Annotated in this window: 19 protein-coding genes and 1 pseudogene; 1 reads left to right on the top strand and 19 read right to left on the bottom strand. The window is 45.0% G+C overall.

What is annotated here, in order from left to right:
* Window positions 1-8: 8 nt before the first annotated feature.
* From AB4Y93_RS02390 to AB4Y93_RS02320, 15 genes and pseudogenes are all read right to left on the bottom strand, one after another.
* Window positions 9-737, bottom strand: a complete 729-nt coding sequence (locus AB4Y93_RS02390) for an amino acid ABC transporter ATP-binding protein (protein WP_441888570.1) — start codon at window positions 735-737, stop codon at window positions 9-11.
* Between the two features lie 215 nt (window positions 738-952).
* Window positions 953-1,508, bottom strand: a pseudogene (locus AB4Y93_RS02385) (ABC transporter permease); the annotation flags it as partial.
* A complete protein-coding gene (locus AB4Y93_RS02380) occupies window positions 1,462-1,812 on the bottom strand; it encodes a DUF1048 domain-containing protein (protein WP_441889235.1) in 351 nt (116 codons plus the stop codon). The pseudogene AB4Y93_RS02385 and the gene AB4Y93_RS02380, both read right to left, overlap by 47 nt.
* A 25-nt stretch (window positions 1,813-1,837) precedes the next feature.
* Complete coding sequence (locus AB4Y93_RS02375) at window positions 1,838-2,185, bottom strand: DUF1048 domain-containing protein (protein ID WP_441888568.1); 348 nt, start codon at window positions 2,183-2,185, stop codon at window positions 1,838-1,840.
* On the bottom strand, window positions 2,185-2,490 hold the full coding sequence (locus AB4Y93_RS02370) for a PadR family transcriptional regulator (protein WP_441889233.1): 306 nt from the start codon (window positions 2,488-2,490) through the stop codon (window positions 2,185-2,187). The genes AB4Y93_RS02375 and AB4Y93_RS02370 overlap by 1 nt, the downstream gene beginning before the upstream one ends.
* Window positions 2,491-2,687: 197 nt before the next feature.
* On the bottom strand, window positions 2,688-3,128 hold the full coding sequence (locus AB4Y93_RS02365; RefSeq protein WP_441888566.1) for a cell wall hydrolase: 441 nt from the start codon (window positions 3,126-3,128) through the stop codon (window positions 2,688-2,690).
* 114 nt (window positions 3,129-3,242) lie between these two features.
* The gene (modA, locus tag AB4Y93_RS02360) at window positions 3,243-4,115 is read right to left on the bottom strand and encodes a molybdate ABC transporter substrate-binding protein (protein WP_441888564.1); all 873 of its coding nucleotides are present in this window, start codon (window positions 4,113-4,115) and stop codon (window positions 3,243-3,245) included.
* Window positions 4,116-4,712: 597 nt separating this feature from the next.
* Window positions 4,713-5,948 (bottom strand): serine hydrolase domain-containing protein, encoded by a 1,236-nt coding sequence (locus tag AB4Y93_RS02355; protein WP_441889231.1) that lies wholly within the window; start codon window positions 5,946-5,948, stop codon window positions 4,713-4,715.
* A gap of 389 nt (window positions 5,949-6,337) precedes the next feature.
* Window positions 6,338-7,195 (bottom strand): protein phosphatase 2C domain-containing protein, encoded by an 858-nt coding sequence (locus AB4Y93_RS02350; RefSeq protein WP_441888562.1) that lies wholly within the window; start codon window positions 7,193-7,195, stop codon window positions 6,338-6,340.
* A gap of 21 nt (window positions 7,196-7,216) precedes the next feature.
* Window positions 7,217-7,564, bottom strand: a complete 348-nt coding sequence (locus tag AB4Y93_RS02345; protein ID WP_441889229.1) for a VOC family protein — start codon at window positions 7,562-7,564, stop codon at window positions 7,217-7,219.
* 154 nt (window positions 7,565-7,718) lie between these two features.
* Window positions 7,719-8,696, bottom strand: coding sequence for a ring-cleaving dioxygenase (locus AB4Y93_RS02340; protein ID WP_441888560.1), 978 nt, complete (start codon window positions 8,694-8,696; stop codon window positions 7,719-7,721).
* Between the two features lie 144 nt (window positions 8,697-8,840).
* Window positions 8,841-9,290, bottom strand: a complete 450-nt coding sequence (locus AB4Y93_RS02335) for a MarR family winged helix-turn-helix transcriptional regulator (protein WP_441888558.1) — start codon at window positions 9,288-9,290, stop codon at window positions 8,841-8,843.
* Window positions 9,291-9,423: 133 nt separating this feature from the next.
* Window positions 9,424-10,194, bottom strand: coding sequence for a dioxygenase family protein (locus AB4Y93_RS02330; protein WP_441888556.1), 771 nt, complete (start codon window positions 10,192-10,194; stop codon window positions 9,424-9,426).
* Between the two features lie 6 nt (window positions 10,195-10,200).
* Entirely contained in the window at window positions 10,201-10,854 is a 654-nt protein-coding gene (locus AB4Y93_RS02325; protein ID WP_441888554.1) for an alpha/beta hydrolase, read from the bottom strand.
* 24 nt (window positions 10,855-10,878) lie between these two features.
* Window positions 10,879-11,274, bottom strand: coding sequence for a DoxX family protein (locus AB4Y93_RS02320; RefSeq protein ID WP_441888552.1), 396 nt, complete (start codon window positions 11,272-11,274; stop codon window positions 10,879-10,881).
* 145 nt (window positions 11,275-11,419) lie between these two features.
* On the opposite strand from AB4Y93_RS02320, the gene AB4Y93_RS02315 reads away from it, so the two are divergent.
* The gene (locus AB4Y93_RS02315) at window positions 11,420-11,971 is read left to right on the top strand and encodes a helix-turn-helix domain-containing protein (protein WP_441888550.1); all 552 of its coding nucleotides are present in this window, start codon (window positions 11,420-11,422) and stop codon (window positions 11,969-11,971) included.
* A gap of 79 nt (window positions 11,972-12,050) precedes the next feature.
* Here the strand turns inward: AB4Y93_RS02315 and AB4Y93_RS02310 are convergent, their stop codons facing one another.
* From AB4Y93_RS02310 to AB4Y93_RS02295, 4 genes are all read right to left on the bottom strand, one after another.
* Window positions 12,051-12,812, bottom strand: a complete 762-nt coding sequence (locus AB4Y93_RS02310; RefSeq protein WP_441888548.1) for an SDR family NAD(P)-dependent oxidoreductase — start codon at window positions 12,810-12,812, stop codon at window positions 12,051-12,053.
* A gap of 165 nt (window positions 12,813-12,977) precedes the next feature.
* Entirely contained in the window at window positions 12,978-13,202 is a 225-nt protein-coding gene (locus AB4Y93_RS02305) for a hypothetical protein (RefSeq protein ID WP_441888546.1), read from the bottom strand.
* Between the two features lie 55 nt (window positions 13,203-13,257).
* Window positions 13,258-13,944 (bottom strand): YetF domain-containing protein, encoded by a 687-nt coding sequence (locus AB4Y93_RS02300; RefSeq protein ID WP_441888544.1) that lies wholly within the window; start codon window positions 13,942-13,944, stop codon window positions 13,258-13,260.
* 208 nt (window positions 13,945-14,152) lie between these two features.
* Window positions 14,153-15,268, bottom strand: a complete 1,116-nt coding sequence (locus AB4Y93_RS02295) for an AI-2E family transporter (RefSeq protein WP_441888542.1) — start codon at window positions 15,266-15,268, stop codon at window positions 14,153-14,155.
* Window positions 15,269-15,301 lie beyond the last annotated feature (33 nt).

The raw sequence follows: 15,301 nt of genomic DNA, 5'->3' as shown, positions 1-15,301 counted from the left end.
GCATGCCGTTAATGGCGCAGCACGCGATTAAGAAACAGACGTGCCCTATCTTCTCGAGGCTGCTCGAAGAATTCCTCCGGTGGTGAGATTTCTACGATTTGCCCTTTGTCCATAAAGACGATTCGGTCCGCGACTTCCCGCGCGAAACCCATCTCGTGCGTAACGACGACCATCGTCATCCCTTCGTGCACCAAGGCCTTCATGACGTCCAGCACTTCGCCGACCATTTCCGGATCGAGCGCGGAGGTTGGCTCATCGAAGAGCATGATCTTCGGCTTCATAGCTAGTGCCCTGGCTATTGCCACGCGCTGTTGTTGTCCGCCGGACAGCTGCGAAGGAAATGCACCAGCCTTGTCAACGATGCCGACTTTGTCCAAATACATCCTGGCTGTATCCGCCGCTTGCGGCTTCGGGACGCCTAGCGCCTTCATTGGAGCGAGCGTAATATTGTCGATCACTTTCATATGGGGATAGAGATTGAAGTGCTGGAACACCATGCCGATTTCCCGCCGCAGCTTGTTGATGTCGGCTTTCTTATCGGTGACGTCGACTTCATTAACAATCAGACTGCCGCTCGTAATCGCCTCCAACCGGTTGATGCAGCGGAGGAGAGTGCTCTTCCCCGAGCCGGAAGGCCCGACCACAACGACGACTTCACCCTGCGCGATTTGAAGATCGATGCCTTTAAGTACATGAAAATCGCCATAATGCTTCTCCACTTGCTGAAATTCAATCACCGCAATCCCCCTTCCCCTTGTCTTGCTCCTGTCTGATGGACAGGATATGTTATGTTAAATTACATACTGTGTAGACAACTATAACGAAAACCTACGCAATCCTAACGAATCCGACATCAAACTTAGGATTTTTTTATAGGCGAAAGCGATTTTTCCTTAATGAAAACGTCAAAAAAGCCCCCATCGCTGCGGGCTTCTTATACGAACTGATACTAGGTTACTGGTTGGTTTTCAGCAAAGACGCGAACGGCGGTAGGCATTGAATCGGTTGGCACAAATGCGGAACTGATAAATGGTAGGAAGATTAGAGGGTAGGAAAAGGCGCTCGCGCCATCGACCGTTTTTGGGGAAAGTCCGGCTATAGCTGCGACCCATGTTAAGGAAAGTGTAAATAGTGCGAGTATGCCAGCCGGCAAGCCAAGTTAGGACTCCTGCAGACGAACGAAAACCCAAGAGGAGCACTACGAGGATGATGACGAGAACCGATATAGCGTTAGATGCTAGCGAAGTTAGGACATGCCCCCAAAGGAAAGCGGAAAGTGAAATCGGCATGGTCTGAAAACGCAAAAATATGTCCTTTTGTACATCCGTAAACAAACGGAAAGCCGTGTAGGATATTCCGCTGGCAATAGCCATGAGGAGTATGCCGGGCAGCAGGTAATTCACATAACTATCCGTCCCGGTTTCAATGGCACCACCTAATACATACACGACGGCTGCTTCTCTACATTTTTTTATCCGTAACCTTTTTAATGGACTTGTTAACTGCATGGTCAATAGATTCCTGATAGATGTCAGCATAAGTTTTTGAATCTTTAATGAGATCATCGCAAAAAGCCGCTACGTCACTGCCCGTCACTTCGAGCACGCCTCTCCCCAAGGCCGCACCTTCTTCAAAAAGCTCGACAATCCCTGAGAGTAAACCCATCCCTTCGGTTAGCACTACAGGGCCGACCTTGAAGAAATATTTTTGGATCTCTTTATAAACCAACTGATAATCATGCGGGAGCGCTTTAACACGCGCCGCATGCGCTCGCCACTCTTTTTTTCCTTTGATGATATCTTGTATACTCATCATTTCATCCTCCTAAAAAGAATTATTACTTACCTAATTTTTTAGCGATATTATTGTTGAGTTGCTCGCGCCATTTGTCGCGAAAAGACTTTGCCCCTTCTTCGCCGGCTAATGCTGAACAGAAGCCTTTGATATCGTCACCCAAAACCTCATGGACACGCTGACCGTCTGCTGCCGTTTCTTCGAGCAGGCCTAGCACACCGTCAAGAATTGGCATGAGGTTGCGACCGGTGAAATCCGAATGAGGCCAAAGATTCGCATTAATTTTCCCCCATGCCGCCTGATAATCAGCAGGCAGCTTTTTGACTCGCGATTCAAAACTTTTTAATTCTTTAGTCAAGTCACTGCCGGTGATTTTCTCCCAAAAATTCATTATTTTTTCTCCTTTAACTCGTTGATTTTTGATGATACGAACTCGAATTTTTCCCAGAACCTTTGCAGCTCCTCGCGCCCAGCGTTGTTGATCGCGAAAAACTTTCGCGGCGGTCCGATGTCGGAGGGCTTCTTGGTGATCTCCACCAACTTGTTTTTTTCTAGCCGGATCAGTATGGTGTACACCGTTCCTTCCACAACATCTGTGAAGCCGAGGGCGTTCAGCTGCCGCGTGATTTCATAGCCGTAGGTTTCTTTGCGGCTTATAATTTCAAGGACACAGCCCTCAAGCACCCCTTTGAGCATTTCCGTTAGATTTTCCAGAGCAATCACTCCTTGCTATTCTGTACGACTGGTATGCAGTATTACTTACTACTGCTATAAAGTATCACGTAGTAGATGTATTGTCAAGAGTGATTGCTCTTGCATTATAAATAAAAAATGCCGCAAAAATCGCGGCATTTCAATGTTCTAGTCTGGTTAAGAGAGAGCCTAATGTCTGTTTACGTATTATATATATTTTCACATTCTTTTACGGTCGGTTGATAAAAACAGTGCTTCTTCCATCGTCCTACGAGCGGCTGATCATACCAAGTTGGCGGACATGGTCCGGGATTATCGAACGAACCTGGACGGAAATACCACAGAGAGAATTCACCTGGCCAATTCCGCTCCCCATTCACAGCCCGTTGCGCCAAACGGCGTTCCCTCTCTCTTGAGCTTTGATAGTACAAACTATGTTGCAATGCTTCGAACGCATGTGGCTGATTGATCATTTGCGGAATGGTCCGGATATCTTTAAAGTCGGAGCAATTCCCTCTTATTCTGTTAATGCCAACATTTCCAACAAGGAGCATGCCCATTTCGCCTTCGGTCTCAGCTTCAGCTCGAAGCAACCTTGCCAACATATCAATATCCTGACTCCTGGATTTTACGACTGCCATTGACTCACCTCTTTAGATTTCTAGACTTATCATATTGTAGGTGAAGCGGATGTGTTACTTTACCGAGTTATGAAGAAGCCGAGTCTTTTGCAAAGACTCGGCTCGACGAGATGACTATTCAGAAACAGAGAATCCATATTTAACGAATACGTCAAGTGCCTCTTGAGATTGCAAATACGTGTAGAACTTATCGGCTTCTTCCATATGTTTCGTTGCTTTTACAATACCGATTGGATATTCAATGGTTTTATAAGAAGCTGGGTCTACAGAAAAAGCAACCTTAACCTTGTCAGAAGTTAATGCATCCGTTTTATATACAAAGCCTGCGTCTACATTACCAGTTTCAACGTACTGAAGCACTTGTCTTACATCTTTAGCTTGTACGGATTTCTTTTGCAATGCATCCCATAACTTCACATTCGTAAGTGCTTTTTTAGCGTAATTACCAGCTGGCACGCTCTCCGGAATACCAATTGCTATGTTTTTGACTTCTTTATTTGTTAGATCTTCCATCTTTTCAATAACCGATGTTCCATCACTTGGAACAACAACAACTAGTTCGTTACTTAGTAAATTGACTTGCTGGGTCGAATCAATCAACTGTTTATCTACTAGTGCAGTCATATTCTTAACAGCTGCAGACAGAAACAAATCAGCTGGCGCCCCCTGCTCAATTTGTTGCTGCAAAGCACCGGATGCACCAAAATTAAAGTTTAGTTTAATGGATGGATTTGCAGTTTCGAAGCTTTTTTGAATATCAGTTAACGCATCAGTCATACTTGCAGCAGCTGAGATCGTAAGCTCAACAGTTTGAACGGGTTCTTGACTTGGCTCTACTGTACTTTCAGTTGAAGCGTTTGAGCTTATATTTGTATTTGCACTTGTATTTTTATTTGTATCATTCTCCGCATTACCACAACCAGCCAGAACCAAAACTAATGCAATAACCATTGAGAACAACCTATAACTATTTAACTTCTTAAACATATAACCCTCCTGAATGATTCTTTTATAAAATTAAATCAACTCACATAAAAGCTCGTTATGCTCAAAAAAGAAGCTAATTAGCCTATCTCGTATCTAGTGCTCCCCTCTCTATCGGAACTAAAACAATCTAATTATAACTAAACCATACTATACTTAATCAATATATATTGTACTACGATAGAAATCAATAATTTAATGTTATTTTATGTGACATTTGAAAAGGGTGACACCCCTCTACTCTTCGCCACTTTTCTCCAATTGAACCACAAGTAATCCTGTTTTTCTTCAATTCTTCCACATGAATCTTCTGAATGGGGTTATTGTGTTAGATAAAATAACTTTGACTTATTGACTTAAATCGAGTGGGATAGATATTGAGTATAGATAGATATAACTAGTTATAATTAAATCGCTTTAAGAATAAAACCTGGAACTGATTTGGCCCTCCTTAATAGACTTCTACACTTCATAGTAAAGAACAATGCTATTGTACAGATTATGAAAAAAGGCCAACCAGAACATTCTGGTTGACCTGATAATACGAATCCTTTGTTCATAAAAAACAGGTGAAGAGCACCGGGCGTAGACTTTTGTTTGTCAGTCTTCGATTGCCTGATAGACCGTGGTCCAAAAGTCGTGAATAAGCCGGGCTGAGTCCGGAGTGGACATCCCGACCTGAGTAAGCAAGATTCCAGTGAGCTGGTTGTGCGTGTCGGCATAGGTTGAAGTGCCGCTTCCTCCATCCCAGCCGAACTGGCCAATGGGCGCATAGTCGCCGCGATAGGTGCGCACCGCCATCCCCATGCCCCAGCCGCCATGCTGGCCTTGGCCGAATGATACATGGACGTTGCCCGTGGCCATGGCATGTCGGGCGGCTTGTTGCTCAGGTGTTAGGCGGTTAGTAGTCATCAGCTCGACGGCTGGCCGGGACAAGATGCGTTCGCTTCCGTGCACCCCTTGATTCAGCAACATTTGAAAGTAAGTATGGTATTCATCGACAGTGGAGACCAACCCTCCACCACCACCCTGGAACGCCGGAGGTTGGCTGTAGCGTCCCCCTTTGGCGTCGTCCCACACATGAAACTCTCCTGACTGTGGGTCGGGAGCATAGAGGGGCGGCATTCGGTCGATCTTATTGGCAGGAACGTGAAAACCAGTGTCCTTCATGCCCAGGGGGGCGAAGATGCGATCACGCAGGAAAGTCTCAAAAGACTGACCCGTGACTCTGGTGACGAGTACGCCGAGCAGATCGTTGCTGATGTGATACTGCCAGCGCTCCCCGGGCTGGTGCATCAGCGGAAGTGCGCCAAGGCGACGAATCCACTCATCCGGCTTTGGCATCGGCGTTGGTAGATCAGGCGTGAGCCCCTGCTCGAAGATCTTACCCATAATCGGAGTGCCCAGTGACGTCATATCCATGCCAAGCCCAAACGTGGAGGTCAAGATATCCCGAACAGTGATTGGCCGGCGCGCAGGCACGGTGTCGTCCAGCGGTCCGTCGATATTCTTCAGCACCTGCCTGTCAGCGAGTTCCGGCAGCCAGGTCTGTACCAGGTCATCCAGACGCAGCTTGCACTCGTCGAGCAGGATCATGGCAGCTGCGATTGAAACCGGCTTGGACGTCGAGGCCATCCGAAAGATGGTGTCCCGTTCCATCGACGCGCCACCGTCATGGCGCATCGTGCCGATTACTTCGACGTGCGTCTCATTGTTACGGCTAACCAAGGCGACGAGCCCAGGAATTTTCCCGGATTCGACATGTCGCTCCAGCACGTCGCGTATTCTGCGCAGTCCTGTATCAGAGAACCCGCTTTTGCTTTGTCCTATCCTCATTTCCATGTCAATTCCCTCACTTTACTTTTTAGTAAACCCATTCCATGAAAATGCTAGCAGTATTTACTAAATACAGCAATGTGAGTAAAGGCTTAATCGGATGACAAGATATGTCGATAAATCGCAAAAAACAAACTAAAAAGGAGGAAGCTTAATAAGCTCCTCCATTTTTCTGAACAAAACATTAGTCCTTTTTTTGAGTCAACTCAATGATCTTTATTAGAAGCGTGAGCAAGGCAACAATCTCCAGGAAGCTCATGCTATCTCCTCCGATCCTGATAAGATGACTCTTCATCCGGACCTTCCTCTCCCATGAGGAGTATTCTGTTCTATATAAGGTTATTCAGGCTTATTAGAAAATAGAATACAAGCTCATCAGGATTCCGTTATTAAAAATGAATCACAATTGCGGTTTTGTCATCCGATTTCTTAAAGCGGACATGGTCAATGCATTCGGGATCACTTTCTTCAAGTTCTATTAACTCTTGCGTATAACGCGTTAAACCCTTACTCAATATTGTATGCGCAACATAGCTCCAATACGAGGTTTGTTCAGGTACGATAGATGTTGGCAAGAACATCCCATCCGTCAATAAAATCATATGTTTTAAACAAGTCAGATTTATTTTCCCGTATTCGAAAAAGCGAACGGCAGCCTTTTCCCCATTTAATACGCCGTAACCTCCATCCGTATTAGACCGATATCGATTCTTTTTAATCCTATCAATAACGGTTTCATGAAGATCTTTCTGGTTATTTAAGCCTTTAACAATTCCTTCCTGCCATTTAGCGAATGCAGGAGCTTCTAGGTGAGAAACTTGCTTCCAAGTTAATGGGCGGACCTCCTCATTATCGTACACCGCTAGAATCATGCAATCCCCTGTCTGTATAAACTCCACACCATCATCCAGAATACGAATGATTGCCGCAGCTGCTCCCCAAAGTTCTTCTTTTTTCTCAAGATCAATGCTTGCGAGCTTCATTTGTTCCCTTAGCAGATCATTCACCTCAGCCAAGTGATCCTTTAAACTTCCGGGCTCAGTAAGGGATTCGAAATAGTTTTTGGCAAGATTAGCAGCAATGAAGCCACCAGTTTCCTTATTGGCATTAACATAGGGAACCAAGGAAGATACTCCGTCCAAGGCTCCATACATATTGGCACTGGGATGAGAAATAATAGCATCCTCATTTAGCAGCCCTACGCCTTTCCTGGTGATCTCCTCATAAGTTACAATCAAATTTTCCACTCCGTTCTGACAGACAATTTCTTATTTCTCCCAAAGCTCGACCAGTCGACCGTCAGGATCTTCAATCCAAACAAACTTACCAAATTCACTAATCTCCATTTTCTTTACAAGAGGAACACCAATATGTTCAAGATGCTGAATAGTCTCATCTAGATTATGTACTTGGAAATTTAACATCACTTGTTGATCTGTTGGGAAATAACTGTCCTCCTCGGTAAAGAAAGAAAAGATCGTCTCATTACCTGATTGAGGTTTAATGACAGTCCCATTCCAATTGTCTATTTCAAGCTTCAACACGTCACTGTACCATTTTTTTGTAGCCTCAAGATTGTTCGTTCTCCAAAATATTCCTCCGAAACCTTTAATCATCATATCTAGCTCCTATCTCTCATTAAATTTTCAGCATCCGATTACTTTAGATATTCGAGGTTTAGATATAAGTTCCTTTTTCAACTATACTCCTTATTGCAGAGAAAACAGCAGCCGTTCAGTGAGCGGCTGCTGTCCTCTTTTTATCCGAATCTTATTCCTTCACCAAATCCCGTGTACTTCTTACCGTATCAATCGGGCGGACTAACTGTTCAATTTGCTCACGCTGCGGTTCTAAGAATGGAGGCAGCGATAATTTTTCGCCAAGTGTTTCGTAAGATTCATCTCCCATAAACCCTGGGCCATCTGTCGCAAACTCGAACAATATTTGAGGAGCTACTCTGGCGTACAATGATTCGAAAAAGTGGCGATCAACATAGCCCGATGATGGTATTCTGAATGTTTCTAGACGATTAATCCATTCCTCCAGCACGCTGCGATCTGCTACGCGGAATGCGGTGTGGTGTACAGTGCCGAAGCCTTGTTTGGCAGGAGGAAGCACAACGTTATGTTCAACCACGACTTGAGCTCCGTTACCGCCTTCACCCATTTCGAACAAATGAAATGATCCATCCTTAGCTATTTCTCTAAATAACAGAACTTTCTCCAACATTTCTTTTAAGTGATCGAATTGAGCGATCCGAACAAAGACCGGGCCTAGGCCGGTAATTGCAAATTCTAATGGAATAGGTCCCTTCTGCCATGGTGTTCCGGATGCAACACCTGCATTGTTCTCATCGGAAATCAACTGATAGTGCTGATCATCAAAGTCGACGAAGGATAATGCTTTTTTACCAAACAGCTCTTGAATTCCAGTATGCCTAACAGCTAGACGATCAAAGCGCTTTTCCCAATAGTCCAGTGCCGCATCATTTGGTACTCGGAAAGAAGTTTTATAGATCTCATTATTGCCATGGACACCTTTTGGTATGTTCGGAAAATCGAAAAAGGTCATATCCGTACCGGCGCTGCCTTTATCATCTGCGAAGAACAAATGATAAGTTTGAATGTCATCTTGGTTGACTGTTTTCTTAACTAAGCGCATACCTAAAACATAAGTGAAAAATTCATAATTTTTCTCTGCACTGCTTGTAATCGCCGTTACATGGTGGATTCCTTTTAATTCATTCATTGATAATTCCTCCAATTCAAATTTAGCTTTCTCATACTCAATCGAAACTATTAGTTTATACATCTTTAATTTGATAATCTTTAATTTAAGATTATTGGCCTGTAAAAAGAGCTTGTTGCCTCTTTGAGAGCCAACTGCTCACGTTTACTTTAACCCTTGTGCTCCAAGGCCAATTTTCTTTAACAAATCAATGAGCACAATTTTTTCTTCCTTGCTGATAAAAGATAAATTATGAGAAATCGTGGATACGTGTTTAGGGAAGATTTCGTTAAATTGTTCTTCGCCTTTTTTAGTTAGTATCACATGAAATGCCCTTCGATCTTTAGGGTTCTGTTGTTTCTCCACCAAGCCGAGTCTTTCCAACTTATTTACCACGTAGGTAATGCTTCCACTAGGTATGGAGAGGGTTTCGCTGATTTTTTGAACAGGATGTGGACCCTTGCTATACAGAAATTCAAGAATCATAAAATACTCAAGATTTAAGTTATAACTTTCAATATCTTTCAGAATATTTTTAGATAATGCTGTATTAGCTTTCATCCAGATCCGGTATAACCTTAAGTCCAATTGGCTTTGAACCTCTTGATCCTCCATTTAATCAACTCCTTACGATCTTTCGTAATATCCTCGATTAAGGATACCATTATCCTAACACTAGGATAATGGTATGTCAACGTGATTAGCCTTAAAAAGAAGCCGCAATTTATGCGGCTTCTGATTTCAGATCTTATTTAAATTGCCAGCAGCTTAAGCCTAGGTTACCGTATTGGTAGCTTCGGTGAAGAAGCTTCGCATTACGGTTGGCGTCACCTGTTCCCATGGCAAGAAGAAGAGGAATGAAGTGTTCACTCGTTGGTACAGCCTCTTGAGCATGAGGAGCAAGATCACGGTATTTAAACAGAGCTTCCGTATCCCAAGATTCCAGCTTATTCTGAATCCAGTTGTCGAATTGCTCCGCCCACTCGTCTATTCCCTCGGACCGCCAGTTTAAATTTCTTAAATTATGAACGGTTCCTCCACTTCCGATAATAAGCACATCCTGCTCACGAAGCTCCGCCAAGGCTTTGCCGATTTGATACTGCTGCTCATTAGAAAGATAACGATTTACGGATAGTGCTACGACCGGAATATCTGCATCAGGATATAGCAATTTCAGGACGGCCCATGCCCCGTGATCCAAGCCTCTTTGTTCATTTCGAACGTTCTCAATCCCATGCTTAGTAAACAAACTTTGAATCTGCTCCACTAAAGATTGGTCACTTTGGGCAGGATAAGTCATCTGATAAAGCTCGTCTTGGAACCCGCCAAAATCATAAATCGTTTCATACGTAGTTGCAGCGCTAACCATCTGTACCGATTCCTCCCAATGAGCGGAGAACAGTACAATCGCTTTTGGTCTTGGGGTATGCACTTTAAATTGCTTAAGCAGCTTTGTGTATTCGTTATCCTCAAGTACGATTGATGGTGCTCCGTGCGCGAAAAAATAGGATGGCATCATATGTTCTCACTCCTTAATTAGGCTTGAATCGGAATTGGTCTTAATCCACAGTAAAAAATCACTTTGATTCTCTTCCGAAACGCCGTGGTCCGTTGGATATAATTTGAAAGTTAATCGATCCGTTTGGTTGTTTAAGTAGGCTGCTGTCTCGTGCCCGATACGAACCGGGAACACAGAGTCATATTCTCCATGTGAGACAAATACAGAAACGTCCTTTATACTTCGAAGTGTATACTCTGTTTTCACAAACTCAGGAATATATCCGTTCATCGCTACTATGCCCTTTAACTGTTCTCCCATCGTTAGCGCAAGCGTGATGGATAGAATTGCCCCTTGGCTAAAGCCGAACATATATCGTTTGCCAGAATCAATCGGGTACGTCTCCGTCGCATATTGAATGAATGTTTCGAGATCTTTAACCGCCTGGTCAAACATCTCCCGAATCGGATTTCCTAAGCTTTTCAAATCGTAATACTGATAACCAGCACCAAGCGGCAAATTACCTCTGACCCCAATAATGATGAACTCATCAGCTAACGGAGCGACTAAACCGAACATATTACGTTCATTCGACCCTTTGCCGTGCAAAGTGAAAATGGTCGGATATTTCTTGCCTGGCTCTAGGTTAGACGGCATATGAATGTCATACGAATAACTCATTTTAACCCCTCCGTCTCTTGTAAATTAGGCATTTCGTTTGTTCATAAATAGACGATCGATCGAGAGCGGCGTCTCAGCAACCACCAAATACAGCAAAACTAAGATAAATCCAAGATCCAGCTCATAGCCGGCCATTTGACCGTTTCCAAGAAGTCCGACCGATAATTTTGCCGTCACAATCGCACCTATGAGAATAATGACAAGCAAACCCGATACATAACGGGTAAACAATCCCACAATCAACAAGATGCCACCGACGAGTTCAACTGGCGCTACGACATATGCTAAAAAGCCCGGGATACCTATCGAGCTAAACCAAGCTTCTACATAACTAAGTCCCATTTGAAACTTATCAACACCGTGAAATACAAAAATGATGCCCAGCACCACTCGCATAATAATGGAAACCATTTTAATCATTCGTTTCTCTCCTCCTAAAATATTAGTAATAAGAATATAATTTCTGTATGTGTAATTTAACTCGAATTACATTGACTTGTCAACAAGAAAATTGTTAATATAAAATTAACTTTTGTATTACAAATATTTTAGAGGTGTGATCAGGATGGATATTGGCTCTACGATACGAGCGATTCGGAAACGAAAAAATATTACAATCGCTCAAATATGCGATACAACCGGCCTGTCCCAAGGATTTATGAGTCAGGTTGAAACGAATAAAACCTCCCCCTCGATTGCAACACTGGAAAATATCGCGCAAGCCTTGAAGGTACCACTCGCCTATTTGCTTTTAAAGAAAGAAGAGCGAATGCAAATTGTTCGGAAAGACGAACGAACCATTACAACAAGCGGTTCAGAGCATCTAAGGGTGGAGCACTTAAGCTCCACGAAGAACGTACGGATGAATATCGTAAATTTCCCTCCGGGTGCCTCGACTGGCGATTCCCCCCATGCGCATGAAGGCGAGGAAGTCCATGTCGTTATTAAAGGGAGAATATACGCGGAGCAAGGAGAAGACGGAGCTGAATTCGGAGAAGGCGATTCCTTTAGTTGGAATGCTTGTACGCCTCATTTAGTACGAAATATTGGCGATGAAACGGCAATTGTGCTGATCTCTATCTATACAGAGAATGAGAAAGGCCAGGACCTCATTTAAACGATAAAATGCTCAAAATAAAACAGCCGATCCATTGATCGGCTGTTTCATTTATTCCAAACGGATCTATATAGTTAAATTAAATCGTCGGCATGACGTTTCCACCGTTGACCGGGATATAAGCTCCTGTGATAAAGCTGGCCAACTCCGAAGCTAGAAAAGCGACAGCATTCGCGATCTCCTGATCGGTGCCGCGTCTCTTAAGTGGAACGTTCTTGATATAATCTTTGCTTTCATCCATGCCATTCGTGCGCTCGCGTTCGCTGATCGTCCAGCCTGGGGCGATCTGGTTGACCGTAATTTGATGCTCGCCGACTTCCTTCGCTAGTACTCGATATACGCCGTCCATACCTCTTTTGCCGGCCACGTAAGCCGATTGCGTCGGGAAGTTCTGCATCGAGCACTCCGTGTTGATTCCGATGAAGCGTCCGCCCTTTTTCTCGATCATGGCCGGAATGAAGGCTTTTGCCAGATAAACGCTCTGCATGACGCAGGACTCGAATTGGCTCGCGTAGTCTTCTGCCGGCTGCTCCAGAACAGAAGTCCACTTGTACTGCACGACCGCGTTCGCCACGACAATATCCACATGACCCAAGCTTGCTTCTACGGTTTGCTTCAGCGCTTCGATGGAGTCCTGCTTCGTTACGTCGGCTTTGACGGCAATGGCGCGTCTCCCGAACGCCTCGATCTCGCTCTTCAATTCAGCTGCTTTGGCTTCGTTGTTATGGAAATGCAAAGCGATATCTGCACCGCTTTCCGCGAGCGAACGAGCGATGACACGGCCGAGCTCTCCCGTTGCTCCCGTCACCAAGGCTGTTTTTCCAGAAAGATCAATCTTCATATATCAGTGCTCCTTGTCCCTTAGGATTTAATCTATCGATCAATCTCATATACGAATCAAATATATCAAGTTCTCCGCCTGGAAGGCAACACCATATAAAAAAGGTTCTGACTCTCCTTAACGGAGAATCAGAACCTTTATGTTCGTTCCCTATTCAATGACTCATTAAAGGACGCGTCCAAATTTCTCTCGCATTTCATCCTGTAATTGTGCAAGTGCTGCTGAATGTTTTACCAGGTTTTCTGTATGTTTAAGCCTTAAGCCCTCCACATATTCACTTGGCTGCAATTTATCGATTAGAGTCAGCATCGCCCGTTCGGAGTCACATCGGCGCATTATTCGCGCAATATGACGCTCTAACACGACTTCGGCAATCGATTTTATCTCCATCGATTTCCACCTCCACCACATTATATGCGGCGGTGTGCGATGGGACAATATCGTCCTAACCTGTAGCCTCATTCCGTTGAATATACAGGCCGTCTTCCTCCGACCATTCCGCATAATAGACGGCATTGATGCGATCGACGCCTTGTTCTTGGAGCTGCGAAAGCAGCCACTTCTCGCTGTGGCCGATCTCCCGGAGCTCGTCACGTTGAAGCGTGCCCTGCTCGATAAGAATGCGTGGAAGCCCAGCTGCCGGCTCCTGCACCTGCAGCTCAGCTCGAGTTGGAGGTTCTTGGCTGGGATTTTTCATCACGCTCAGGCTGCCGTTGGGTTCGAGTACCGCAAACGCGACTTCGCGCACGGTGAATACCCCCTGCTCTCTCAGCAGCATGCTGACTTGATGCATATCCAGCCGATTTCGCTTCATCGCCTTAACGTCAATCTCTCCACCGCGGATGATGATATCCGGTCTGCCGCTCAGCGGCACCGACAGCCACGGCATAAGCTGAACCACCTTTTCCAAAGCAAGCGACAGCGCCGTCCATAATACGAGGGCGTAAACAAGCTTCACAAAATGCGTCTCGCGATCGTAAATCGTATTGCCGACGAGTTCACTCAACATAAGTGATGAGACGAAGTCAAACGGCGTCAGTTGGGAGATTTCCTTTTTCCCGAGCAGCTTCGTCATCAACCATAGTCCGAAGAAACCCGTGATGAGCTTCAACGAAATTAATGCGTAATCCATCAATACTCACACTCGCATTCCTCGTCAATTTTATTGAAATATACCCTGCTTATGTCATGGTGAAACGGGCAGCCTATTCCAATTGCTATAGATCCGCTATAGTTGACGAAACTCGGAAACTATTGGTGTGCTAAAGTAACATGCCCGAAAATAAAAATAGCCGTCCGGCAAGCGGACAGCTGAATACATAAATGCAGTTGTATGACCACTATTGATGTTTGGTAACCTCCGCTAGTGGGTCCTTTGGCGGGATGCGGTTATTCCTGCGGAAGCCGTAGGTCCGAACAGCGATGATCTTGATGATGGCGTAGACGGGAACGACAATGATCATCCCGAACGCGCCGATAATCGAGCTGGCACCGATGACGAGCAGCATGACGGTGAACGGATGAACGTTCATTTGCTTGCCGATAATCCGTGGGCCGATTAAGTTCGCTTCAATCTGGTTCGAGACGACGAGCACAATGCCGACCAGAAGCACCGTCATCGGAGAGACAGTAAGCGCAACTACAGCCGTTGGAATGAAAGCGATCAATGGTCCAATGTACGGAATAAAGTTCGTAATGGCGGCGATTAAGCCAAGCAACAGCGGATAAGGCATATCAATCAGCAGGTACCCGATGAAGGTCAGTACGCCGATAAGCAGCGACGTAAGCACTTTGCCGAGGATGAACGAGCCGATCGACGCATCAATATCCTTGAGAGCGCCACTCACCTCACGATGATATCGTTCCGGCAGCATTCGCAGGATATGGCCGGGGAGCTTATCTCCTTCGCTCAGCAAATAATAAATCATGAACGGAACGAGACCTAGCAGGAAGAAGAAGTTCATAATCAGATTAAAGATACCACGCACACTGCCGACGACGGAATTAAGCAGTTCGTCCAGCGATCCGGTCAGCTTGTTCGTCAGATTTTCAGAAGAAAGAGCATCCTTCTGCCCGATTTCTTTTATCCACTCGTGCTGCTGCACGGACTCGAGCCATGTTCGGACGGAGTCGACGATCTGCGGAAAGTTGTCTACGAGAGTAATGGACTGGTTCCGGATTGGCGGCCAGATCATCCAGAAGAACAAGTAACAGACACCAATCGCACCGATGTAGACGAGCATAATGGCGAGCGTCTTCGGCAGCTTTTTCGAGAGCACCCTTACGAACGGACGGAACAAATAATAGAACATGCCCGAGATCAGCAGCGGCACGAACAATGCGGCCAGCACTTTACCGATCGGATCGAACACGAAATTGACCTTAGATGCCAAATAAGCGATCAATAAGACAACGATAATACCATAACCAATGCGAAACCACTTGCCTTGCGGCATAAGGACAAGTCTCCTTTGTAATCATATTTTCTC

This window comes from Paenibacillus sp. YAF4_2, from assembly GCF_052113225.1.
In the GTDB taxonomy this organism is placed as follows: Bacteria; Bacillota; Bacilli; order Paenibacillales; family Paenibacillaceae; genus Pristimantibacillus.
Note: the sequence above shows the minus strand (reverse complement) of the source record. Positions and strands in the feature narration are given on the sequence as shown.

Excerpts from the sequence above, each read along its gene's own strand:
- AB4Y93_RS02320 (WP_441888552.1), bottom strand. The coding sequence starts at position 11,274 with ATGATTAAAATGGTTTCCATTATTATGCGAGTGGTGCTGGGCATCATT.
- AB4Y93_RS02355 (WP_441889231.1), bottom strand. The coding sequence starts at position 5,948 with ATGAGGATAGGACAAAGCAAAAGCGGGTTCTCTGATACAGGACTGCGC.
- AB4Y93_RS02345 (WP_441889229.1), bottom strand. The coding sequence starts at position 7,564 with ATGATTAAAGGTTTCGGAGGAATATTTTGGAGAACGAACAATCTTGAG.
- AB4Y93_RS02300 (WP_441888544.1), bottom strand. The coding sequence starts at position 13,944 with ATGGATTACGCATTAATTTCGTTGAAGCTCATCACGGGTTTCTTCGGA.
- AB4Y93_RS02380 (WP_441889235.1), bottom strand. The coding sequence starts at position 1,812 with ATGAGTATACAAGATATCATCAAAGGAAAAAAAGAGTGGCGAGCGCAT.
- AB4Y93_RS02365 (WP_441888566.1), bottom strand. The coding sequence starts at position 3,128 with ATGGCAGTCGTAAAATCCAGGAGTCAGGATATTGATATGTTGGCAAGG.
- AB4Y93_RS02295 (WP_441888542.1), bottom strand. The coding sequence starts at position 15,268 with ATGCCGCAAGGCAAGTGGTTTCGCATTGGTTATGGTATTATCGTTGTC.
- modA (WP_441888564.1), bottom strand. The coding sequence starts at position 4,115 with ATGTTTAAGAAGTTAAATAGTTATAGGTTGTTCTCAATGGTTATTGCA.
- AB4Y93_RS02310 (WP_441888548.1), bottom strand. The coding sequence starts at position 12,812 with ATGAAGATTGATCTTTCTGGAAAAACAGCCTTGGTGACGGGAGCAACG.
- AB4Y93_RS02330 (WP_441888556.1), bottom strand. The coding sequence starts at position 10,194 with ATGATGCCATCCTATTTTTTCGCGCACGGAGCACCATCAATCGTACTT.
- AB4Y93_RS02340 (WP_441888560.1), bottom strand. The coding sequence starts at position 8,696 with ATGAATGAATTAAAAGGAATCCACCATGTAACGGCGATTACAAGCAGT.
- AB4Y93_RS02315 (WP_441888550.1), top strand. The coding sequence starts at position 11,420 with ATGGATATTGGCTCTACGATACGAGCGATTCGGAAACGAAAAAATATT.
- AB4Y93_RS02335 (WP_441888558.1), bottom strand. The coding sequence starts at position 9,290 with ATGGAGGATCAAGAGGTTCAAAGCCAATTGGACTTAAGGTTATACCGG.
- AB4Y93_RS02370 (WP_441889233.1), bottom strand. The coding sequence starts at position 2,490 with ATGCTCAAAGGGGTGCTTGAGGGCTGTGTCCTTGAAATTATAAGCCGC.
- AB4Y93_RS02305 (WP_441888546.1), bottom strand. The coding sequence starts at position 13,202 with ATGGAGATAAAATCGATTGCCGAAGTCGTGTTAGAGCGTCATATTGCG.
- AB4Y93_RS02325 (WP_441888554.1), bottom strand. The coding sequence starts at position 10,854 with ATGAGTTATTCGTATGACATTCATATGCCGTCTAACCTAGAGCCAGGC.
- AB4Y93_RS02375 (WP_441888568.1), bottom strand. The coding sequence starts at position 2,185 with ATGAATTTTTGGGAGAAAATCACCGGCAGTGACTTGACTAAAGAATTA.